This window comes from Enterococcus sp. 2201sp1_2201st1_C11_2201SCRN_220225, assembly GCF_040925905.1.
GTDB lineage: Bacteria > Bacillota > Bacilli > Lactobacillales > Enterococcaceae > Enterococcus_C > Enterococcus_C asini_A.
In genome coordinates this window covers 1-22611 of sequence record NZ_JBCOJC010000033.1, presented here as the reverse complement: position 1 = coordinate 22611, position 22611 = coordinate 1, and the positions used below count along the sequence as shown (strand labels likewise).

Genomic DNA, 22611 nt, shown 5'->3' with positions numbered 1-22611 from the left:
TAATAAGCACAATAAACCGTTGTATACAATAAGGAGGAAAGAACATGGGGAAATATCAAGAATTAGCAGAAAAAATTGTTGCAAATGTTGGGGGTAAGGAGAATATTAACAGCTTGACTCACTGCATTACCCGTCTTCGTTTTAAATTAAAAGATGAAGGCAAAGCCAATGATGATATTTTAAAAAATATGGATGGTGTGGTAACGGTTATGAAATCTGGGGGTCAATACCAAGTGGTAATTGGCAATCATGTACCAGCCGTTTATGAAGATGTTTTAAAAACAACGGGTCTTTCTGCAGATGATGGAGGTGAAGCATCTGGAGGAAATATCTTTAATCGAATTATTGATATTTTAAGTGGCTGTTTTCAACCTTTCCTAGGCGCTTTAAGTGCGGCGGGGATGATCAAGGGGGTTAATGCGCTATTAGTCTTTCTAAGTACGCAATTTGGCTGGTTTACCTACACATCAACGGGTGGAACTTATCAAATGCTCAATGCCATTGGGGACTCTATCTTCTTCTTTATGCCGGTCATTTTAGGCTATACGGCAGCGCGGAAATTTGGTTTGAATACGATGATTGGAATCGTCATTGGGGCAGCGCTTTGTTATCCATCCATCCAATTAGACGCTATGAGCGCGGCTTTTTCTGAAGGGGCAATACATTCACTATTTGGTCTAGCAGCTTATGAAACGTTCCTAGGTATTCCATGGGTAGCAGGTAATTACACTAGCTCGGTTATGCCAGTTATCTTTATTGTAGCTTTTGCCGCTCAAATTCAAAAGCTAGCGAAAAAAGTAATTCCAGAACTGGTTCAAACTTTCTTCGTACCTTTCTTTGTCTTATTAATTGCATTGCCAGTGGGCTTTTTAGTCATTGGTCCGATCATTGGCTTTGCTACTGATTTATTAGGTCAAAGCTTCAACGCATTGATGGCTTTCTCACCAATTTTATATGGTTTGTTACTAGGTGCTTTATGGCAAGTCTTAGTAATCTTTGGTCTTCATTGGTCGGTTATTCCTTTGGCCATTATGCAAGTGACTGAAACTGGTATGAGCCAAGTGTTGTCTGGTACCTTTGCCGCAAGCTTTGCTCAAACCGCCGTAATTATTGCCATGTTCTTCAAATTAAATGACAAGAAATTGAAAACCTTAGCGATTCCTGCCATAATTTCTGGATTCTGTGGGGTAACAGAACCGGCTATTTATGGGTTATCTTTACCGAAGAAAAAACCATTTTTCTACTCCATGGTTGGTGGCGCTGTGGGTGGCATGATCATGATGATGCAAGGAGCGACCGCTTACCAAATGGGGGGCTTAGGGGTCTTTGGCATCGTGAGCTACATTTCACCTGAAGGGGATGCTTCCGGGGCTTTGACTGCCATTATTGCTATTATTGTGGCGATGGTCATCGCCTTTGGTTTAACTTTCTTCTTCTGGAAAGACGATGAAGTAGTGGAAGAACAAGATGAAGCCAATAAAATCTTGCGTAAAGAAGTCATTACTACTCCAGTTCAAGGAACAATCATGCCTTTAGCTAGCTCAAAAGATGAAGCTTTTGCTCAAGGTGTTTTAGGGAAAGGGGTTGTGGTTCATCCAGAAAAAGGGGAAGTGGTAGCTCCATTTGATGGCACTGTTATGACCTTATTTCCAACTAAACATGCCATTGGTTTGATTTCTGATAATGGATTGGAACTCTTGATTCATATTGGATTGGACACGGTGCAATTAGAAGGTAAGTACTTTACGGCTCATGTAAAACAAGGAGACAAGGTAAAACGAGGCCAAAAATTGGTAACTTTTGATATGAATGCAATTAAAGAAGCAGGCTTTAGCGTGGAAACACCAATCATTATTACCAATAGTGGAGATTACTTGGACATTATTGAAAGTGATAAAAAAACTGTAACGTGTTCGGATGAATTGATTACTGCCTTAGCTTAAAATAAAACAAATGCAAAACAAGAGAGGGCCAGGTGTCCTCTCTATTTTGCTCTTTTTTAATAGATTAGGATAACTATGTTTGGCTTTACGATTACTATCAATTAGGTAAGAAAGAATCTTGTAAGCGAATGGATTTGGCGATTGGAGTTTCTGCCATAACAGCTACTGTGGAGGGGCGTTTGTCGATTAAGGCACCTGTTTCGATTAAGTGATCGAGATTTTGCTGGTAGTTTTCACTAAAAACGCAACAATACAATAGATTCAGCAAATAAGTGACAGAAGTATTAATGGAAAAATTACCAATTTTGGAATACAGCCGTTCTCTCGTAGTCATTTTCAAAGAACAAGTTGCCAGTTGACTGATTTCATTGTCTCCAATGCTAGTAATGGCAATAAAAGGAATGGCACTTTTTTTTAAGATAGTGGCAATTTGGCACAGATTGTGATTTTCCCCCGTGTAAGAAATTAATATGCCACAACTGTCAGGGGGCATATTAAAGGCTTCATAAGCCTCTTCTCCAGGAGTTGCTTGGGAGGCAGATTTACCGATGCGATTCATCTTTAAGAGAAAGTCCTGGGAAATCAAGCGATTGGCATTACTGCCAAAGACTTTGATTTGTTGGGAGGCTAATAAGAGTTGCTTAGACTGATTTAACTCATCATGCTGGACTAAAGACAACGTATCATCCAAGGTCGAATGCTCCAAAGCAGTGAGTTTTTGAGCAATTGTTGTAATTCCATCTGTAGGTAAAAAGGGCAGATTGGCATCGATTTTTTGAAAATGTTTGGTTAAATAACGTTCTTCGGCTAAAAAATCTTCTTTTAGTTCTATCCAACCGTGGTAACCTAATTTTTTTGCTACGCGAATCAAAGTGGAAGGATGAACGAAATTTCGCTGGGCAATTTGTTGTACGGTTAAGTACTGTAGTTCTTCGCTATGATTGCAAATATCCTCCACTAAAAGTTTTTCAGCGCTGGAAAAACGAGTTTCTTCCATGCGTTCACGAATCAACATACTTTTCTCCTCCCTTAGCTTTCTTATTTACGAATAGTATAACTTTTTTGTAAATAGTAATACAAGAAGTTGTGATGATTATTTGATTTGATTATTTTTTAAGGGTTTTCATTCACGTTTGTTTACAAAAATATTAATGAGATTCAGAATTTATGTAAATATAAGTGGAAGTAATGCTAGTGTACTAGTAAATAAAATTTACAAATACGATAATAAAAGTGTAAAAGACAAGGAGGCTTGGCTATGACAGGAGTAAAAATTGCCACAATTGGTGGGGGTTCTAGTTACACACCAGAATTAATGGAGGGCTTTATCAAACGCTATGAGGAATTGCCCATTCGTGAAATTTGGTTAGTGGATGTTGAAGAAGGGCGAGAAAAGCTAGAAATCGTGGGGGCTATGGCGCAACGGATGTGGGACGCTTCTCCTTATGATGTGGAAGTTCACTTAACCTTAAATCGAAAAGAAGCGCTACAAGATGCTGATTTTGTCACTACTCAATTTCGAGTAGGGCTTTTAAATGCGCGGATTAAAGATGAACGGATTCCTGCTTATTATGGCATGTTAGGCCAAGAAACGAACGGTGCTGGGGGGATGTTTAAAGCATTTCGCACGGTGCCGATTATCTTAGAAATTGTGGAAGATATGAAACGCTACTGTCCTGATGCTTGGCTGGTTAATTTTGCCAATCCTAGTGGGATGGTTACTGAGGCTGTAGTGCGTTACGGCAAGTGGGACAAAGTCATTGGGTTATGTAATGTTCCAGTAATGGCCACTATGCTAGAGCCCGGTTTAATCGGTAAAAACCAAGGAGAGTTGATTTACAAATTTGCCGGTTTGAATCATTTCCACTGGCATAAAGTGGCAGATAGTAAAGGCCATGATGTGACCATGGAACTGATTGACAAGATGTACCAAGAAGATAACGGTTTGCCGAAAAATATTTATGACATTCCTTTTGAAAGAGAGCTTTTGGAGCAGATGAAGATGATTCCTTGTGCGTATCATCGTTATTATTATCAAGAAGAGGAGATGCTGGCCCATTCATTAGAAGAATATCAGACCATTGGTACTCGAGGCCAACAAGTTAAAGAAACAGAGGCGGAACTCTTTGAACTCTATAAAGATCCGCAGCTTAATTACAAACCTGAACAATTGTTGCAACGGGGTGGTGCTTATTATTCCGATGCAGCTTGTGAAACCATTGCTTCCATTTATGCTAATAAAGAAACTCAAATCGTAGTTTCCACTAAAAATGAAGGAGCAGTACCCGATTTACCAGCAGATTGTGTAGTGGAAGTGACTGCTTATGTGGGTGCACAAGGAGCGCGCAATGTGGCTTTTGGAAAGTTACCTACAGCAGAAAAAGGCTGGCTGCAAGTTATGAAAGCTATGGAACTTTTAACCATTGAAGCTGCGGTGACTGGGGATTATGGCACTGCTTTACAAGCTTTTACATTGAATCCGCTGGTTACTTCTGGAGCTACTGGAAAACGGGTGATGGATGAATTGTTTATCGCGCACAAGAAACATCTGCCAAACTTTAAAACAGCTATTGAAAAATTGGAAGCTAAAGGCATTACTGTTCAAGATGAAATCGCCTCTAATTTAGAAAAAGTAGAGGTTTAAGGAAAAGAAAGAGTGGGTTTATGAGGCAAAAAATTATTTTTCTTGATGTAGATGGGACTTTGGTGGATTATGAAAATCGCTTACCGCTATCGGCTTTAGATGCTGTAGAAAAAGCTCGAGGGAAGGGCCACTTGGTTTACTTAGTTACCGGACGCAGTAAAGCTGAACTTTACGGGGATATTTCAGCCTTGGAGCACGATGGGTTTATTGGTGGTAATGGCAGTTATATTGAAGTAGGCCAGCAAGTAATTAAAGAAGAAACACTGTCGGTAATGCAAACAAAAGAGATTGTAGATTGGCTCCATGAACGAGGGCTCGCTTTTTATTTGGAAGCCAATAGTGGCCTTTATGGCAGTGATAACTTCGAAAGTCGCGGGCAAAGCACTATTCAAGAATATGCAAAAGGCAAAGGGCAGAACGTCTCCACAGTAAGAGAGGTTTTTCCAGAGTTATTAGTAGGCGTTGATTTATATCGCAGTGATATTAACAAAATCAGCTTTATTTTAGATTGTTACCAAGATTTTCTAGATGCTTGTGAACGATTTCCAGATTTGAAGCCGGGAACATGGGGAGGAGTAGGGGAATCCGCGTTATTTGGTGATTTGACCCGTAACAATATCAACAAAGGTTCCGCAGTAAGGCAATTACTGGCGCATCTAGACATTGACCCAGCTGATAGTTTGGCATTTGGAGATGCGAAAGTAGACATTCCCATGTTAGAAGCAGCTGGAGTTGGTGTTTCCATGGGCAATGGAGGACCGGAAATTACTGCCATGGCGGATTTTATTACAAAAGATGTGAATGAAGATGGAATTTGGCATGCCTTTGAACATTTTCAATTGCTATAAAAACAAACAATTAAGGAGCGTATACAAATGGGATTTCGTAAAGACTTTTTATGGGGTGGCGCAACGGCAGCCAATCAATGTGAAGGAGGCTATCAAGAAGATGGCCGAGGCTTAGCAAATGTGGATGTGGTGCCGATTGGCAAAGACCGTTTTCCAATAATTTCTGGAGATATGAAAATGCTGGACTTTGATGATGAACATTTTTATCCGGCAAAAGTTGCCATTGACATGTACCATCATTGGAAAGAAGATATTGCAATGTTTGCGGAAATGGGCTTTAAGACTTATCGGCTGTCCATTGCGTGGTCACGGATTTTTCCTAAGGGAGATGAGAGTGAGCCTAATGAAGCAGGTTTACAATTTTACGAAAATATCTTTAAAGAATGCCAAAAGTACGGCATTGAACCTTTAGTGACCATCACGCATTTTGATTGCCCAATTCATTTAATCGAAAAATATGGTGCTTGGCGCAGTCGTGAGTTAGTAGGTTTTTATGAAAATCTATGTAAAGTAATCTTTAACCGCTACAAAGGTTTGGTGAAATACTGGCTGACTTTTAACGAAATCAATATGATTTTACATGCACCCTTTATGGGAGCTGGCTTGAACTTTGAACCAGGAGACGACAAAGAACAAATCAAATACCAAGCTGCCCATCACGAACTGTTGGCTTCGGCTATTGCTACCAAAATCGCCCATGAAGTAGATCCGGAAAATAAAGTGGGCTGTATGTTAGCCGCTGGGGCATATTATCCCTATAGTTGTAAACCAGAAGATGTCTGGGCTTCTCGTCAAGAAGACCGGGAGAACTACTTCTTTATCGATGTGCAATCCCGTGGAGAATACCCAGCCTACGCTTTAAAGAAAATGGAACGAGAAGGCATTAAAATCCAAATGGAAGAAGGAGATTTAGAATTCTTAAAAGCACACACAGTAGACTTTATTTCTTTTTCTTATTACTCTTCTCGAGTAGCCACTACCGATCCAAAACTTTTGGAACAAACTCAAGGAAATATCTTTGCTTCCGTGAAAAATCCTTATTTAGAGGCCAGCGAATGGGGTTGGCAAATTGACCCGTTAGGCTTCCGGATTACGCTAAATGATATTTACGATCGCTACCAAAAACCATTGTTCGTAGTGGAAAATGGTTTAGGAGCTGTCGATGAACCAGACGAAACCGGCTACGTAGAGGATGAGTATCGCATTAACTATTTAGCAGAACATATCAAGGCCATGAAAGATGCAGTGGAAATTGACGGTGTGGATCTCTTAGGATACACCACTTGGGGCTGTATCGATTTGGTTTCTGCCGGCACCGGAGAAATGAAAAAACGCTATGGCTTTATCTATGTGGATCGAGACAATGAAGGTAACGGAACCTTAAAACGCAGCAAGAAAAAATCCTTTAACTGGTATAAAAAAGTGATTGCCACAAATGGTGAAGACTTAAGCAATTAAATCATTAAACAGAGGTGGGGATGTCCTCACCTCTATTTAGGAAGAAAAGAGGGAAAGTATGGGATTTCCAAAGGATTTTTTATGGGGTGGTGCTACAGCGGCCAATCAATATGAAGGCGGCTATCTTTCTGGGGGGAAAGGCTTAAGCACTTTAGATGCCATTACCGGTGGCAGTAAAGATCATCCCCGGATGATTACTTATAAAACAAAAGCAGGTCAAGTTGAACGAGTCAACCGAGAAGCTAGTTTGCCAGTGGGTGCTACAGGTTTTGTAGATGAAAATCAGTATTACCCTAGTCATATGGCTACGGATTTTTACCATCATTGGCAAGAAGACATTGCCTTGTTTGCAGAAATGGGCTTTACCTGTTTTCGCATGTCTATTTCCTGGGCCCGGATTTGTCCGAAAGGGGATTTGGAAGTAAATGAAGAAGGGCTAGTTTTTTATGAACGAATTTTTGATGAGCTATTAAAATACGGTATCCAGCCTGTGGTGACCATTAACCATTTTGATATTCCTATGTTTTTGGCAGATCATTATGATGGCTGGAGTGATCGCAAAGTTGTCGATTATTTCTTATTCTTTTGCGAGACGCTTTTTAAGCGCTATCAAGGTAAAGTAACCCATTGGATGACGTTTAATGAGATTAATTTTTTACGCAGTTGGACGCAAATTGGCATTCATCAAAACGACCCTCAAACTTTGTGGCAAGCTCGCCATCATTTGTTTGTGGCCAGTGCCAAAGCAGTAATGTTAGGTCATGAAATTGATCCTCGTAACCAAATCGGCATGATGATTGCCTATATTCCCAGCTATCCCATGACCGCAAATCCAGAAGATGTATTAGCAGCCTTGCAGTTTAACCGGCAACAAGAAAGTTTTATTGATATTCAAGTCAAAGGACATTATCCGGCTCATTTGTTGAAACAGTTGGAGCGTGAGGGTGTATTAATCAAGAAAGAGCCGGGAGATGATGAATTATTAGCACAAGGTTGTGTGGATTATATTGGTTTTAGTTATTATATGTCCACCGCTTCTTCTGCTAATCCTAAAAAGGTGAAATACGTTGGCGGCAATCAAATGCCCGCAGTAAAAAATCCTTATTTAGAAGAGAGTGATTGGGGCTGGGCGATAGATCCATTAGGCTTACGGATTTCGTTATGTCAGCTTTATGATCGTTATCAAGTACCTTTGTTTATTGTGGAGAATGGCTTTGGTGCTATTGATCAAGTACAAGACAATGGAGAGATTTACGATGATGATCGCATTTCTTACTTTCAAAAGCACATTGCAGCCATGAGAGATGCTGTGGAATTAGACGGCGTGGATTTGATGGGGTATACTCCTTGGGGCTGTATTGACCTGGTTTCGGCCGGTACTGGCGAAATGAAAAAACGTTACGGCTTTATCTATGTGGATTTAGATGACCAAGGACATGGAAGCCTTAGTCGCAGTCGCAAAAAATCTTTCTACTGGTATCAAAAAGTGATTAAGACAAACGGACTAGACTTAGACAATAACTAAATGAAAATAAGGAAAAGATTGTGAGACAAGTTATTTTCAAGTGATAAATAGCGAACGTTCTAATACATCCTTTAAGCAAAGATATGACAAAAAAATTTCACGACAACAGTTGTGTCTTAGTCCGTAGAACGAACGCTATCATACGTCTAAAGAGAAAAAGTCAGTGTTTGAAATTTTTAACGATGAAAAGACAAGCAACTTCCCATAATGTTTAATGGGAGTTGCTTGTCTTTTGCTCGTGGCTCACGTTTGGTAGTGTTCGGTTCGGAGGACGATGACACGATTATTGTCACGGGATCTTATTTTAGTCTAACCAGGTTTGGCTTCACAAACTTTTAGGGTTAAATCGGGAATTGAATAGACAGATAGGAAAATTCAGGCTAAAATTAAAGGGATAACTAAAGCACGTAAGAGGAGTACATCTATGCAAAAATATATCTATATCTCTAATGATATTCGAAATAAAATCTTAAAGGGTACCTATTCTGCTAATGAACAGCTTCCCTTTGAAAAGGAACTGTGCGTGACGTATGAGGCCAGCAAAATGACCGTGAAAAAAGCGTTAGATATTTTGGTTTCAGAAGGATTGATTATTAAACGGCGAGGTTCTGGTACTTTTGTCAAGGACTTGTCCATTGATGAAATTGAACGAATCACGGTAGCCAATCAGTTTCGCGGAACTACGGCGTTAAATCCGGGAAAAGAAGTAAAAAGTAAGGTTCTATCATTTTCGGTGATTGAAGCGCCGGAGTTAGTTATCAGTAAGTTGAATTTAAGTCCTGGGAGTTTTGTCTATGATATTTATCGGGCTCGCTACATTGATGGTCAGCCTCATGTAATGGAGAAAACCTACATGCCTATTGATCAGATTCCTGGCCTTAAAAAAGAACACATTGAAGGTTCGATTTATGGCTATATTGAAGAGCAGCTAGGTTTAACCATTCAAAGTGCTCATCGCCAGATTACCGTCCGCAAAGCTGATGAAACCGAGGCAGAATACTTAGATTTACAAGCTGGAGATCCTGTGGCAGTGGCAGAACAAATCGCATATTTCGATACCGGGATTGCCTTTGAATATTCGATTTCAGTTCATCGATATGATGAATTTTCTGTGGAAATGATTTTAACCAGAGATTGAGCAAATAAAGAGAAAAGTGCCGTGAATTTTTCGTTGTCAGCGAAGAATTCACGGCTTTTTGTGGCTTATAGTTGTCAGTTTTTGATTTAAAGAGAAGGGGCTTTGATTTAATGAAAGCTTTCTGCAAGTTCTTCGGGTTTCACTACCACGGCTTTGTTTTGCCAAATTCCGCTTTTCCAACGTTTCATCATCAGCAGACTGCGAAGGGCTTCGTCAATGGCATAAGCAATCCAAACCCCAATCAAACCTAAATGAGCTGGGATGGCTAAAGTGTAGGAAAAAGGCAAGCTGATTACCCATAATACCAGAAGACTACACATTAAGGGGTATTTCACATCGCCAGAAGCATTGAGAGAACCGACCAAGATAATATTGATTGCGCGGACACTTTCTAATAAGATTTCCACTAAGAAAACGCCCCGGGAGATTTCGATCACTTCTCGATTGGTGGTGAAAATCCCCATAATTGGTTCAATAAAGAGAAAAGTCAGCAAGCAGATAATGACTGTTGCAATTACGGCAATGACAGTGGTACGCATGCCCCGTTTACGCGCTTTTGCAAATTCACCAGCCCCAACATTGCGACCAATCATAATCTGATTTCCTTGACCGATGGCGTTGGCGATTAAGTAGACGAATTGGCTAATGGCAGTGACGTAAGATTTTGCTACTAACACGTTGGTACCCAGTGATGCCACAATCATAGTGACTACGATTTGCGCACCTTGATAAGAAAGGGACTCGCCGGAAGAAGGCATTCCATAGGTTAAAATCTTTTTTAAATAGTCTTGGGAGATTTGCTTGAAAGAACAGCTGGTTACAGAAAAGCGCACGTGACGTTTTAACAAGAAAACAGCGATGACTAGGCCAATGCTATTGCCAAAAACACTGGAAACCGCTAGTCCTGCTACGCCAAAGTTCGGTAAGCCAAAGGGACTGTAAAGGACAAAATAATTGCCGATCACTGCCAAAATACTAGCAGTCATGGGAATCAACAAAGCGGGTTGAGTGAAACCATGGCTCCGCATCACTGCCACAATTACCGCAATTAAAGCGGAGATAAACAAACTCCCACCATAAATTTGCAAGTAACTGCGGCCGATTTCTACAAGAGATTGATCCAATCCCATAACTCTCAATAATGGATCAGCTAAAAAGATAAAGGCCAAACTGATTAACAAGCCAATGCCTAAAGAAGCAAATAAGGCGGTGTTGATAACCGTGGGAATTTCTTTTTTTCGTTTAGCACCAATTAATTGAGCGATGATGATTTGCGTGCCCACCGTGATAAAGCCATAAACAAAGACGGTGAGGTTCAGTAATTGATTGGCAGCGCTGACGGCGGCTACAGCCGGTTCGGAATAATGACTAATCATCCAGACGTTGATATTGCCGATGATAACCCGTAAGAAGAGCTCAATGAAAATTGGCCAACTTAAAAATAACAATTCTCGATCGGATAGATTTAAGATTCTTTTCTTAGACAATTGTATAAATGCCTTTTTTCTACTATAATAAGTGCAACTGTCGGAAATAGATGCTTCACTGATTTTACAAAAAAAACAAAAAATTGCAACAAGTTTCGACATTTGTTTATAAAAAAATTCTTTGGGCAGATTAGTAGACAGAACGCTGGCTTTGAAATAGGATTGTATTGCGTTAGGTTACATAAAGGATAAGTTTTTGGAGGGATAAGAAACATATGGAAACAACTGATTTGATTTATGATGTGATCGTAGTAGGAGCAGGACCTGCCGGCATGACCGCAGCTTTGTATGCTTCACGATCTAATTTATCGGTACTTTTAATTGAACGAGGAGCACCAGGGGGGCAGCTGAATAATACTGCGGAAATCGAAAACTATCCTGGGTTTGATTCCATAATGGGGCCAGAATTGGCCATGAAGATGTACGAAGGTACCAGCCGTTTTGGAGTTAAAAACGAATACGGAATTGTTACCAAGGTAGAAAATCACGAAGAATACAAAGAAGTCTTTACCGAAGAAAAAAGCTACAAAGGAAAATCGGTTATTTTAGGTACTGGCTGCGTACACCGCAAATTAGGCGTGCCCGGTGAAGAAGTTTTTGCGGGACGTGGGGTTTCTTATTGTGCCGTTTGTGATGGGGCCTTCTTTAGAAATAAAAAACTTTTGGTGATCGGTGGCGGCGATTCTGCTTTAGAAGAAGCAATTTATTTAACTCAATTTGCCTCGGAAGTGGTCATCGTTCATCGTCGGGATCAATTACGAGCACAAAAAATTATTCAAGATCGAGCTTTTGCTAATGAAAAGATCAGCTTCTTGTGGGATTCTGTAGTGGAAAGTATTGAAGGCAATGAAATGGTGGTTACTGGAGCCAAGATTAAAAACGTTAAAACCGGGGAAGTCCACGAAGAAACTTGTGGCGGTATCTTCATTTATGTGGGGCTTGATCCATTGTCAGCACCTTTTGAAAATCTCGGGATTACCAATGAAGCGGGCTGGATTTTAACCGATGAAAATATGCGTACTACCATTCCTGGTATTTTTGCGGTAGGGGATGGCCGTGAAAAAGGCCTGCGCCAAATCACTACAGCGGTGGGCGAAGGCGGCATTGCCGGGCAACAAGTTTTTGTCTATTTGGAAAACCTAAAAGAATTAGCAAATAAATAAATAGGGAGTGGCCAAGTCTTAGGATTTGGCCATTTTTTTATCAGATGTTTATTGGCGCATCCTTATGAGAGTGCTATACTGAAGAAGAACGATAAAAAAATGGGAGAGGTGTTATTTTCATGTCTTGGGAAGAAGTTTACGAGCTATGGAAAAATGATTCAAATCTTGAAGAAAATCTAAAAAAACAATTAACTGAACTGGGGAATGACTCAGAAAAATTAGAAGATGCTTTTTACGCACCTCTTGAATTTGGGACTGCAGGAATGCGGGGGATTTTAGGCCCAGGGATTAACCGTATGAACATCTATACGGTACGTCAAGCAACAGAAGGCTTGGCTCGTTTTATGGACGATCAAGATCCAGAAACGCGACGCAGAGGAGTGGCCATTGCTTATGATTCACGGCATTTTTCACCAGAATTTGCCATGGAGGCAGCTCGAACGTTAGCAAAACACGACATTCCGTCTTACGTCTTTGAAAGCTTGCGCCCTACACCGGAATTGTCCTTTGCGGTGCGTTATCTAAAAGCCTTTACAGGGATTATGATTACCGCCTCTCACAATCCAGCAGCTTATAACGGTTACAAAGTCTACGGCGAAGATGGCGGTCAAATGCCTCCTGCTGATGCGGACGCTTTGACTAGTTATGTGCGCAGCATTGAAAATCCTTTAAAGATTGAAGTGCTCAGTGAAGAAGAATTAAAACACAGTGGCTTGCTCCACATTATCGGCGAAGACGTGGATTTGCCTTATTTAGAAAACGTGAAGACCGTAACCATTGACCAAGACTTAGTGAACGAAATGGGCAAAGACTTGAAATTAGTCTACACTCCACTTCACGGCACAGGGAAAATGCTAGGCGAACGGGCCTTGAAACAAGCTGGCTTTGAAAAATTTGTCCTTGTCCCAGAACAAGCGATTGCCGATGCCAACTTCAGTACTGTAAAATCCCCAAATCCTGAAGAGCACTCTGCGTTTGAATACGCCATTAAACTGGGAGAAAAAGAAGGGGCGGACTTATTAATCGCCACGGACCCAGATGCGGACCGTCTTGGTGCTGCGGTACGCTTACCAGATGGTAGTTACCAAGTGCTTTCTGGCAACCAAATCGGTGCACTCATGGTAAAATACATTTTAGAAGCACATAAAAATGCTGGAACTTTACCAGCGAATGCGGCGGTTTTGAAATCAATCGTGTCCAGTGAATTGCCAACCGCCATTGCGAAATCCTATGATACAACCATGTTTAATGTTTTAACCGGCTTTAAATTTATCGCTGAAAAGATTCAACAGTTTGAAGAAGACCACAGTCACAGCTTTATGTTTGGTTTTGAAGAAAGCTACGGTTACTTGGTGAAACCATTTGTGCGGGATAAAGATGCGATCCAAGCTTTAGTGCTAATTGCTGAAGTAGCTGCTTTTTATAAAAAACAAGGCAAGACTTTATACGATGGCTTGCAAGATATCTTTGCTGAATATGGTTATTACAAAGAAAAAACCATTTCGGTAACCTTAAGCGGTTTAGAAGGCCCAAGTAAAATCAAAGCCATTATGGACAAATTCCGCAATGAAGCACCAAAAACGTTAGGCAATGTGGCAGTAGTTCAAACAGAAGACTTTAAAAACTTAACCTGCACTACCAGTGCTGGGGCAGTAACGAAGATGACTACTCCGCCATCTGACGTATTAAAATACCAAATGGCAGATGAAAGCTGGGTTGCGGTACGTCCTTCTGGTACGGAACCAAAAATCAAATTCTATATCGGCGTGAAAGGTGACAGCCAACAAGCTGCCGATGATCGAGTAGCAGAATTAGAAGCTGCCATTAATGAAATTACAGCAGAGTAAAGCTAAAAACCGAGGTGTTATGCCTCGGTTTTCAACTCTGTTACTCAATAGGTTGAGGAAAGGAGAGCTGGAGAATGATGCGATCGAAAACGGAAATTGAACAAGTCAGTCAGCTCTTTAAAGTTTTGTCTGATCCTACACGGCTAAAAATTTTACTGTCGTTAAAAGCCGGTGAAAAAAATGTCACGGCCATTGCTGAAGCAGTTTCAATGGAACAGTCTGCGGTTTCCCATCAATTAAAATTGTTACGGGAAAATCGAGTGGTGAAATCTCGTCGTGAAGGCAAAGCAATTTTGTATAGTCTGGATGATGAGCATGTCATTGATATCTTGCAAGAAACCTTTGAACACATTGAGCATCGGTAAAATTGTGTGACAGTGCAAGAACTTTCCAATTTTTCGGAAAGTTCTTTTTTTTTTGCAGAAATTTTGGTATGCTAAGAGAAATATCATGAAAAGTAAACAATAGGGGATGGTGGGAAAGGTATGCAAAAACGATTACAAATTGGCATCCTAGGCCTAGGTGTAGTTGGCTGTGGCGTGGTTCAAATTCTCAGCCAAGAGCGCCAGAAAATCAAGGAAAAAACCGGGGTTGAACTAGTGATCACCAAAGCCTTGGTGCGTCCGGGAGAAGACAAATCCGCATTGGCTACGGCGCACAACTTTCAATTGGTCTATGACATCAATGACATTACCGCTGACTCGGACATTGACGTGGTAGTAGAAGTTATGGGGAAAATCCATCCTGCTAATGAATTTGTCACGGAAGCTTTACAAAAAGGCAAACACGTAGTAACGGCCAATAAAGATTTACTAGCAGAAAAAGGCACAGCCTTAGTCCAAACGGCAATTGAAAATCATGTTTCCCTTTATTATGAAGCCAGTGTGGCAGGCGGCATTCCAATTTTACGAGTTTTGGCTAATTCTTTTGTAGCCGATGAAATTACGGAAGTCTTAGGGATTATTAACGGCACTACTAATTACATGCTCACCCAAATGGTCGAAGAGGGGATGTCTTATGAAGATGCTTTAGTGAAAGCACAAGAATTAGGTTTTGCAGAATCTGATCCAAAAAATGATGTGGACGGCATCGATGCTGCTTATAAGACAGTGATTTTAACTCGTTTTGCTTATGGATTAGATATTGCTTTAGACGATTTTGTAATCAAAGGCATCCGAGGAATTGACTTGGCAGATATTAAACTAGCGCAGTCTTTAGGTTATGAAGTGAAACTAATTGGTTTAACTAAAAAAATTGGCTCCGGAATTTTTGCGGAAGTTGGTCCGGCCCTCGTGCCAAAACACCATCCTTTAGCTTCCATTCGCAATGAATTTAATGGCGTCTTTGTTCGCAGTACTGGTATCGGACAGTCGATGTATTATGGACCGGGAGCTGGTTCTTTACCTACCGCTACTAGTGTAGTGACGGATTTAGCGGTGATTGCGGAAAATCAAAGTGATAACAAACCCGCCCCCCAGTTTGTAAGCTATCAAGCTAAGAAAGCTTTTGCCGATCCAAACGAGGTCTTTTATCGCTATTTCATCGCCTTAGAATTGCCAGATGAAAATGTGCTTTGGCAAGAAGTTCAAAAATTGGCAGCACAATTTGCTCTCTCTTATGAAGTGGTGGCGGATCAATTGATTGCTGATAAGCGGCGGATTGTGTTACTGACAGAAGCTATAAATGAAGTTCAGAAACATCAATTTGTCACCAATGTTAACAAAATGGAAATGAGTAATGTTAGTCAAATTATGAAAGTAATGGAGGAATAGAAAATGTATGAAGGTTTGTTGAAGCAATATCAAGACTATTTACCAATTACCGAGAAAACCCCAATGATCAGTTTGTGTGAAGGAAATACGCCATTAATTCCTTTGCCGAATTTATCTGCTGAATTAGGCATTACTCTTTATGGGAAATACGAAGGCTTAAATCCTACTGGTTCGTTTAAAGATCGGGGAATGGTTATGGCCGTAGCGAAAGCGGTGGAAGAAGGAGCCAAAGCGATTGTTTGTGCTTCTACAGGGAATACTAGTGCGGCCGCAGCTGCTTATGCTACCCGAGCTGGGGTGAAAGCTTATGTAGTAATTCCTGATGGCAAAATTGCCATGGGGAAATTGGCCCAAGCCATTGCCTATGGAGCCGATATTATTTCGATTCCAGGAAATTTTGATGAAGCCTTAAAAGCTGTACGGGATATTGCGAAAACCGAGGCGGTTGCTTTAGTGAATTCAGTGAATCCTTATCGTTTGGAAGGACAAAAAACGGCGGCTTTTGAAGTTTGCGAACAATTAGGTCAAGCTCCAGATGTATTGGCGATCCCAGTGGGGAATGCGGGAAATATTTCCGCTTACTGGAAAGGGTTCAAAGAATGGCATGAAATAAAAAATACCGCCTTGCCACGAATGCACGGTTTTGAAGCAGAAGGTGCTGCAGCCATTGTCCGGGGAGAAGTTATCGAAGCACCAGAAACGGTAGCAACGGCCATTCGCATTGGGAATCCAGCAAGCTGGCATTTAGCAGAGGCCGCTCGAGATGAGTCAAAAGGGTATATTGATGCGGTTAGCGATGAAGAAATCTTAAATGCTTACCGGAAAGTGGCGGCCATGGATGGCGTCTTTGTAGAACCTGGTTCCGCAGCTTCTCTAGCCGGTGTGATTCAACATGTAAAAGCTGGTAAGATTAAGCCTGGTGAAACGGTGGTAACAGTCTTTACGGGTAATGGGTTGAAAGATCCTGATACAGCCATTCAAGAAGCCAATGTGGACATTCATAAAATGAGTGACTTAGAAGAAATGCGTATTCATTTACGGGAGGGCGTGGCAAAACTATGAGAATCCGGGTTCCCGCTACCAGTGCCAATTTAGGGCCAGGCTTTGATTCTTGTGGGATTGCTTTGGATCGTTATTTGGTGATTGATGTGGTAGAAGACAGTTTTGCTTGGCAGATTGATCACGAACTAGGACCAGAAATTCCTACTGATGAACGCAATCTCTTGCTGGAAACAGCTTTACGACTAGCTCCGGACTTAACGCCCAAACGGATTAAAATGACCTCTGATATTCCAGTAACTCGTGGTTTAGGCAGTAGCTCCTCGGTGATTGTGGCCGGAATTGAGTTGGCCAACCGCCTAGGCAATTTGAATCTTTCAGAAAGTGAAAAAGTGGAAATTGCCACTGAAATTGAAGGCCATCCGGACAATGTTTCCCCGGCAATTTGTGGTGATTTGGTCGTTGCGAGCAGTGTAGATTCAAAAACCACTTATGTCCGCCACTACTTCCCGGATTGTGCAGTGATTGCTTATATTCCGAAGACTGCTTTAAGTACCACGGCGAGCCGGAAAGTTTTACCGGAAACACTTGCTTATAAAGAGGCGGTAGCGGCGAGTTCCATTGCCAATGTCATGGTAGCAGCGTTGATTACCGGAAATCTGCCAGTAGCCGGTCAGATGATGGAAGCAGATCATTTCCATGAAAAATATCGACAAGACCTAGTTCCTCATTTGACCATGATCAGAGAAATCGGTCATGAAGAGGGAGCGTATGGCTGTTATTTAAGTGGGGCTGGTCCCACAGTGATGATGTTAGCGCCTGAAAACCGAGCACCGCGGATTATGCAATTGTTACAAGCATTGGAACAAGATGCTACAGTGGAACTCTTAAACATTGATCGTGAAGGTGCACAAGTATTTTAAGTAACGGAAAGGATGAGTGGTCCCTAGCCCTCGTCCTTTTTTTCAAAGAATGGAGGAAATCAAATGGAGTTTGAGACAAAATGTCTACATGCTGGCTACACCCCAGAAAATGGGGAGCCTCGGGTACTGCCGATCGTGCAAAGTACTACTTATACTTATGATTCCACCGAGTCCATCGGCAAACTCTTTGACCTTGAAGAATCTGGGTTCTTTTATACCCGGCTTGCGAACCCCACCACTAGTGCAGTGGAAGAAAAACTAGCAGCACTTGAAGAAGGTGTAGGCGCACTTTGTACGGCTTCTGGTCAGTCGGCTACGTTTTATGCGTTGCTAAATATTTTGGAAAGCGGCGACCATTTTGTCTCTTCTGCTTATATTTATGGGGGGACTTATAATTTGTTTGCCCATACTCTGAAAAAAATGGGCATTGAAGTGACTTTTGTGGACCAGTTCGCTCCATTAGAAGAGTTGTCTAAAGCAATCCGCCCAAATACGAAGGCAGTTTTTGGCGAAAGTATTGCCAATCCAGCAATGCACGTGTTGGACATTGAAAAGTTCGCTCAATTAGCCCACGATCACGATTTACCTCTATTGGTGGACAATACGTTTGCCACACCTTATTTTTGTCAGCCTTTTAAATATGGGGCAGATATTGTGATTCATTCGACTACTAAGTATTTAGACGGCCATGCAGTGGCAACCGGTGGTGTGATTATTGATGGGGGACACTTTGATTGGAACAACGGCAAATTCCCACAATTGTCTAAACCAGATGAAACCTATCATGGGATCGTCTATACGGAAACTTTTGGACCAGCAGCTTATATCACCAAGGCTCGAGTACAACTGATGCGGGATTTAGGTGCGACGCCAGCTCCGCAAAATTCTTTTTACTTAAATCTAGGCTTAGAAACTTTGCCACTGCGCATGGATCGCCATTATGAAAATGCCTTAAAAGTGGCGCAATTTATCCAAAGTCAACCCAGTGTAACCAAAGTCACTTATCCGGGACTGGCCGATGACGCCAATTTTGCCTTAAAAGAAAAGTACTTGCCTAAAGGATTGTGCGGGGTGATTTCCTTTGAAATTGCTGCTGGCCGAGCCGCTGCAGCGAAATGGCTAGATGCTTTGGAATTAGTCTCCTTAGAAGTTCATGTGGCGGATATTCGCACTTGTGCTTTGCATCCGGCAACTTCGACCCACCGCCAAATGTCTGATGAGGAACTAACCGCAGCAGGGATTTCTCCGGGGATGATTCGGATTTCCTGTGGGATTGAAAACATTGAGGATATCTTAGCTGATTTGACTCAGGCCTTTCAGACTTTGGAGGGATAGCCATGCCGATTAAGATTGCTGAGGATTTACCTGCTGTCAAGGTTTTACTTGGTGAAGATGTCTTTGCCATTGAACAAAATCGAGCTGTCCACCAAGATATTCGCCCGCTACGATTGTTGATTTTAAACTTAATGCCCAATAAAATCGACACGGAAATTCAGTTGCTACGACTGATTTCTCAAAGCCCTTTGCAAATTGATGTGGACTTTTTGAAAATTACTAGTCATGAACATAAAAACACCAGTGTGGGACATTTGAAAAAGTTTTATTTGGAATTTAGCCAAGTGAAAGACACCTGCTATGATGGCTTGATTATTACCGGGGCACCTGTAGAGCAGCTATCCTTTGAAAAAGTGGATTATTGGCAAGAGCTAAAAGACATTATGGATTGGTCTCAAAGTCATGTGACTAGTGTGATTCACATTTGCTGGGGGGCTCAAGCGGGATTGTATCACCATTTTGGTGTCAAAAAAATTCCTTATGCAGAAAAGCTTTTTGGTATTTACAGCCAAAATAAGGTGGGCAATCACCGTTTGTGTCGTGGCTTTGATGATGAGTTTTGGGCGCCGCAATCGCGCTATACAGGCATTGATACGTTGAGTATTGATCCTAAAGAGCTACAAATTCTTTCTCAAGATCCGGAAATTGGCCCGAATTTGCTGATTTCAAAAGATGATCACGATATTTTTATTCTCGGTCATTTCGAGTATGATACAGATAGTTTGGAAAAAGAATACCTGCGAGATCAAGAGCGGGGCCTAGCTACTAAGCGCCCGGTGAATTATTACAAAGAAGACAATCCAGACAAAGGAATCTGTAATCGCTGGCGAGGGCATGCTCACTTGCTCTATCACAATTGGTTAAATGATGTGTACCAAATGACTCCTTTTGATTTGGAAGAGATTCCTCGTTTGCAAGTTGAGCGACGAGAACTACAAAACATACAAAAAGCCGATTCCTAGAAGAATCGGTTTTTTCTGTGTATTATAAATGAATAGGATGTTATGAAATGAAACTGCATCTAATGGATGATTAAAAGGAAAATTGTTCTTTTTTTCTAGTGGAAAAGTTAATTCAATCGTATTCTTCAAATAATTAGTGTGTTACAGATTACTTGAATAAAAAAGTAGTGAATTATAATTTTATGTTATCATTAAAAGAAAAAGGTAGGTGTTGATATGAAATTATTAGTAACACAAAATTATGAAACCTTGAGTCAAATCACGGCGGATATTATTTTAATGAAATGGTCAGAAAATCGGCGTGTAAATCTGGCATTGACTGCGGGTGCTTCACCGAAACGAGCCTATGAAATTTTGGGCGAACGTTTGAATCAAGTGGGCTTTGATCAAAGCTTGGCTCATTTCTATAATTTTGATGAAATTACGTTAAAAAATCAAGAGCTTGGTCTGACGATGCAAGCGTTGATTGATGAATTGTATCAACCTTTAGGAATTAAAAAGGAAAATATCGAGATTTTAACTGCTAAAAATTATCAGGAATACGATAAAAAAATTGCACAAGATGCCGGATTAGATTTAGTTCTAATGGGAATTGGTGAGGATGGTCACTTTTGTGGGAATATGCCTCAGTTTACTTCCTTTGAGTATGGCGTCTACCGGGTGCCACTTGAGCCAGAAGGAGAGTTGTACCGTCTGATTGAATCAGCGACTCCCCATACTCCTGGTGATGAAATGGTAACCTTTGGGCCCCAAACGATCATGTCCGCAAAAGAGTTAGTGCTGATAGCCACTGGGGAAAAGAAAGCTGAAATCATTAAACAAGCATTGTCAGGGCCAATCATAGAAGATGTACCCGCGTCAATTTTACGCCTTCATCCAAATCTCACCGTCATTTTGGATGAAGCAGCAGCTAGTCAACTGAAATAATCTTATGAGAGCATAATTCTAAAATTTATCTTATGGATGAACTTTTGAATTATGTTCTTTATATTTTTACTATTCGTTTTTTTATCGATTTGAGTATGGACAAATTGCAATATTCTGTAGTTGTGCTCATTTTAATAAAATTGATTCTAAAAGATTGAATCGGGATAGAACAGACTGGGATCAAACTGTTTTGTAATCGATATTAAATAACTTTTCGTGTTTATAAAAAGAGATTGTTAAAAAATACTAAAATGGGACATAATTAGATAAAAATAATAATTCCATGACAGGAAAGCGTTGACATTCTCTTGCCTTTCACTTAGAATAAATATATAAAATAAAAGAAAAAAGACGAATTATGGCGCTGTAGTCATAGTTTTGAGTATGTTACTGAAATTAATCAGGCAGAACTCAAGGAAGTATTTAGTGAGACTAAAATCTTGCTGTATTCTTTCTTGAGTTTTTTTTCTGGAAAGGAGGAAGAAATGAAAATAAGCCAAATTCTAAATAATAACGTTGCATTGGTGAAACGAGGTGGTAATGAAGTCTTTGTAGTAGCAAAAGGAATTGGGTTTAAAAAGAAAAAAGGGCAACCGATTTCTGATACTGAAATTGAGAAAATGTACATTCTTGACTCTTATGATATGTTGGATCATTTTAGTTATTTGTTATCTCATTCTGATTCCGAAGATATTCTTTTAATCAATGAAATAATTGCGTTTAGTGAAGAAAAATTGGGCATCAAGGCAAGTGATTATTTAAGTTTGGCATTACTGGATCACTTAGAGTTTTTGTTGAAGAGGGCGAAAAAAAAGCAATTTATCAAAAGTCCCTTGATTTGGGATACCAAACGTTTTTATCCTGATCATTTTAAAGTAGGGCTTAAGGCGTTGGAAATGATTGAGAAGCGAAAAGGTATCCCGTTACCAGAAGATGAGGCAGTCTCTTTGTGTTTGCATTTTGTGAACGCCGATAAAAGCCAAGAAAGTTCCGTAGATTACACGTTGCAGACACGAGTTTTAGGGGATTTGATTTCGATTGTGGAACATCATTTTCAGACGAGTTTAGATGAAGCATCGACAAACTACATGCGTTTTACCACCCATTTGCAATATTTTGTTCAACGAATTTTAGATGGAAAAATGTTTCATGAAGGATCGGAATCATTAGAATTATACAAGCAAGTTTGTCAGTTATATCCGGAATCTTTTAAAGCTGTTCAGAAAATAAGAATTTATGTCCAGTCACAATTTGAATTAGCGATTTCAGTAGATGAAGAAATCTATTTAATGCTACACATTAACCGTGTGACTGAAAGAATGGAGGAGAAAAAATGAGTTATGAGAAGTTAAACAAGCAGTTGGTAGAGTTGGTTGGGGGAAAAGATAATATTAAGGCTGTTGCCCATTGCGTGACCCGCTTGCGGCTTACGTTAAATGATCGAAGTCTTGCCAAAACAGAAGAAATTCAAAATTTGGATGGGGTAATTGATGTTGTCTCTAATGATGTTGCCTATCAAATTATTATCGGTACTCATGTAACGGATGTTTACAATGAGTTTATGGCAATGGTCGGGTTGAAGCAATCTGAAGATGAAGACAAGCCAAAAATCAAAGGGATCAAAGGAATAGCTAATGCTG

General features: G+C 40.6%; 19 protein-coding genes. 17 read left to right on the top strand and 2 right to left on the bottom strand.

The window, feature by feature from the left end:
• Positions 1 to 44 precede the first annotated feature (44 nt).
• Positions 45 to 1943 (top strand): beta-glucoside-specific PTS transporter subunit IIABC, encoded by a 1899-nt coding sequence (locus tag AB5754_RS09460; protein ID WP_368252150.1) that lies wholly within the window; start codon positions 45 to 47, stop codon positions 1941 to 1943.
• A 97-nt stretch (positions 1944 to 2040) separates the two neighbouring features.
• On the opposite strand, the gene AB5754_RS09455 is transcribed toward AB5754_RS09460, so the two are convergent.
• On the bottom strand, positions 2041 to 2958 hold the full coding sequence (locus AB5754_RS09455; RefSeq protein WP_368252149.1) for a MurR/RpiR family transcriptional regulator: 918 nt from the start codon (positions 2956 to 2958) through the stop codon (positions 2041 to 2043).
• A gap of 243 nt (positions 2959 to 3201) precedes the next feature.
• On the opposite strand from AB5754_RS09455, the gene AB5754_RS09450 reads away from it, so the two are divergent.
• The 5 genes from AB5754_RS09450 (at position 3202) to AB5754_RS09430 (ending at position 9556) form a co-directional block, all read left to right on the top strand.
• Positions 3202 to 4587 carry a 6-phospho-beta-glucosidase gene (locus AB5754_RS09450; protein ID WP_368252148.1) on the top strand — a complete coding sequence of 462 codons (1386 nt, stop codon included), beginning with the start codon at positions 3202 to 3204 and terminating at the stop codon, positions 4585 to 4587.
• Positions 4588 to 4607: 20 nt separating this feature from the next.
• On the top strand, positions 4608 to 5435 hold the full coding sequence (locus AB5754_RS09445; RefSeq protein ID WP_368252146.1) for an HAD family hydrolase: 828 nt from the start codon (positions 4608 to 4610) through the stop codon (positions 5433 to 5435).
• A 27-nt stretch (positions 5436 to 5462) separates the two neighbouring features.
• The gene (locus tag AB5754_RS09440; protein WP_368252145.1) at positions 5463 to 6893 is read left to right on the top strand and encodes a 6-phospho-beta-glucosidase; all 1431 of its coding nucleotides are present in this window, start codon (positions 5463 to 5465) and stop codon (positions 6891 to 6893) included.
• A gap of 58 nt (positions 6894 to 6951) precedes the next feature.
• On the top strand, positions 6952 to 8418 hold the full coding sequence (locus tag AB5754_RS09435; RefSeq protein ID WP_368252144.1) for a glycoside hydrolase family 1 protein: 1467 nt from the start codon (positions 6952 to 6954) through the stop codon (positions 8416 to 8418).
• Between the two features lie 424 nt (positions 8419 to 8842).
• The gene (locus tag AB5754_RS09430; protein WP_368252143.1) at positions 8843 to 9556 is read left to right on the top strand and encodes a GntR family transcriptional regulator; all 714 of its coding nucleotides are present in this window, start codon (positions 8843 to 8845) and stop codon (positions 9554 to 9556) included.
• Positions 9557 to 9663: 107 nt separating this feature from the next.
• On the opposite strand, the gene AB5754_RS09425 is transcribed toward AB5754_RS09430, so the two are convergent.
• Positions 9664 to 11043 carry an MATE family efflux transporter gene (locus AB5754_RS09425; protein WP_368259563.1) on the bottom strand — a complete coding sequence of 460 codons (1380 nt, stop codon included), beginning with the start codon at positions 11041 to 11043 and terminating at the stop codon, positions 9664 to 9666.
• Between the two features lie 233 nt (positions 11044 to 11276).
• Here AB5754_RS09425 and trxB point away from each other — a divergent pair, with 233 nt between their 5' ends.
• The 11 genes from trxB to AB5754_RS09370 form a co-directional block, all read left to right on the top strand.
• Positions 11277 to 12206 (top strand): thioredoxin-disulfide reductase, encoded by a 930-nt coding sequence (gene trxB / locus AB5754_RS09420; RefSeq protein ID WP_311833393.1) that lies wholly within the window; start codon positions 11277 to 11279, stop codon positions 12204 to 12206.
• Between the two features lie 119 nt (positions 12207 to 12325).
• Positions 12326 to 14053, top strand: a complete 1728-nt coding sequence (locus AB5754_RS09415; protein ID WP_368252141.1) for a phospho-sugar mutase — start codon at positions 12326 to 12328, stop codon at positions 14051 to 14053.
• Positions 14054 to 14130: 77 nt separating this feature from the next.
• On the top strand, positions 14131 to 14418 hold the full coding sequence (locus tag AB5754_RS09410; protein WP_311833394.1) for a metalloregulator ArsR/SmtB family transcription factor: 288 nt from the start codon (positions 14131 to 14133) through the stop codon (positions 14416 to 14418).
• Positions 14419 to 14538: 120 nt separating this feature from the next.
• Complete coding sequence (locus AB5754_RS09405; protein WP_368252140.1) at positions 14539 to 15825, top strand: homoserine dehydrogenase; 1287 nt, start codon at positions 14539 to 14541, stop codon at positions 15823 to 15825.
• Between the two features lie 3 nt (positions 15826 to 15828).
• Complete coding sequence (gene thrC, locus AB5754_RS09400; protein ID WP_368252139.1) at positions 15829 to 16887, top strand: threonine synthase; 1059 nt, start codon at positions 15829 to 15831, stop codon at positions 16885 to 16887.
• Positions 16884 to 17747 carry a homoserine kinase gene (gene thrB, locus AB5754_RS09395; RefSeq protein ID WP_311833201.1) on the top strand — a complete coding sequence of 288 codons (864 nt, stop codon included), beginning with the start codon at positions 16884 to 16886 and terminating at the stop codon, positions 17745 to 17747. Before thrC ends, thrB begins: the two co-directional genes overlap by 4 nt.
• A gap of 63 nt (positions 17748 to 17810) precedes the next feature.
• Positions 17811 to 19082, top strand: a complete 1272-nt coding sequence (locus tag AB5754_RS09390; protein WP_368252138.1) for an O-acetylhomoserine aminocarboxypropyltransferase/cysteine synthase family protein — start codon at positions 17811 to 17813, stop codon at positions 19080 to 19082.
• 2 nt (positions 19083 to 19084) lie between these two features.
• Positions 19085 to 20044, top strand: a complete 960-nt coding sequence (gene metA / locus AB5754_RS09385; RefSeq protein WP_311833203.1) for a homoserine O-succinyltransferase — start codon at positions 19085 to 19087, stop codon at positions 20042 to 20044.
• Between the two features lie 216 nt (positions 20045 to 20260).
• Positions 20261 to 20971, top strand: coding sequence for a glucosamine-6-phosphate deaminase (locus AB5754_RS09380; protein ID WP_368259562.1), 711 nt, complete (start codon positions 20261 to 20263; stop codon positions 20969 to 20971).
• Positions 20972 to 21456: 485 nt separating this feature from the next.
• A complete protein-coding gene (locus tag AB5754_RS09375) occupies positions 21457 to 22308 on the top strand; it encodes a PRD domain-containing protein (protein WP_368259561.1) in 852 nt (283 codons plus the stop codon).
• A partial coding sequence (locus AB5754_RS09370; RefSeq protein WP_368259560.1) for a glucose PTS transporter subunit EIIB occupies positions 22305 to 22611 on the top strand: 307 nt, incomplete at its 3' end. The genes AB5754_RS09375 and AB5754_RS09370, both read left to right, overlap by 4 nt.

Coding starts and splice junctions, on each gene's coding strand:
- AB5754_RS09405 (WP_368252140.1), top strand. CDS start 14,539: ATGCAAAAACGATTACAAATTGGCATCCTAGGCCTAGGTGTAGTTGGC.
- AB5754_RS09380 (WP_368259562.1), top strand. CDS start 20,261: ATGAAATTATTAGTAACACAAAATTATGAAACCTTGAGTCAAATCACG.
- AB5754_RS09440 (WP_368252145.1), top strand. CDS start 5,463: ATGGGATTTCGTAAAGACTTTTTATGGGGTGGCGCAACGGCAGCCAAT.
- AB5754_RS09435 (WP_368252144.1), top strand. CDS start 6,952: ATGGGATTTCCAAAGGATTTTTTATGGGGTGGTGCTACAGCGGCCAAT.
- AB5754_RS09445 (WP_368252146.1), top strand. CDS start 4,608: ATGAGGCAAAAAATTATTTTTCTTGATGTAGATGGGACTTTGGTGGAT.
- AB5754_RS09410 (WP_311833394.1), top strand. CDS start 14,131: ATGCGATCGAAAACGGAAATTGAACAAGTCAGTCAGCTCTTTAAAGTT.
- AB5754_RS09375 (WP_368259561.1), top strand. CDS start 21,457: ATGAAAATAAGCCAAATTCTAAATAATAACGTTGCATTGGTGAAACGA.
- thrB (WP_311833201.1), top strand. CDS start 16,884: ATGAGAATCCGGGTTCCCGCTACCAGTGCCAATTTAGGGCCAGGCTTT.
- AB5754_RS09390 (WP_368252138.1), top strand. CDS start 17,811: ATGGAGTTTGAGACAAAATGTCTACATGCTGGCTACACCCCAGAAAAT.
- AB5754_RS09455 (WP_368252149.1), bottom strand. CDS start 2,958: ATGTTGATTCGTGAACGCATGGAAGAAACTCGTTTTTCCAGCGCTGAA.
- AB5754_RS09430 (WP_368252143.1), top strand. CDS start 8,843: ATGCAAAAATATATCTATATCTCTAATGATATTCGAAATAAAATCTTA.
- AB5754_RS09460 (WP_368252150.1), top strand. CDS start 45: ATGGGGAAATATCAAGAATTAGCAGAAAAAATTGTTGCAAATGTTGGG.
- thrC (WP_368252139.1), top strand. CDS start 15,829: ATGTATGAAGGTTTGTTGAAGCAATATCAAGACTATTTACCAATTACC.
- AB5754_RS09450 (WP_368252148.1), top strand. CDS start 3,202: ATGACAGGAGTAAAAATTGCCACAATTGGTGGGGGTTCTAGTTACACA.
- AB5754_RS09415 (WP_368252141.1), top strand. CDS start 12,326: ATGTCTTGGGAAGAAGTTTACGAGCTATGGAAAAATGATTCAAATCTT.
- metA (WP_311833203.1), top strand. CDS start 19,085: ATGCCGATTAAGATTGCTGAGGATTTACCTGCTGTCAAGGTTTTACTT.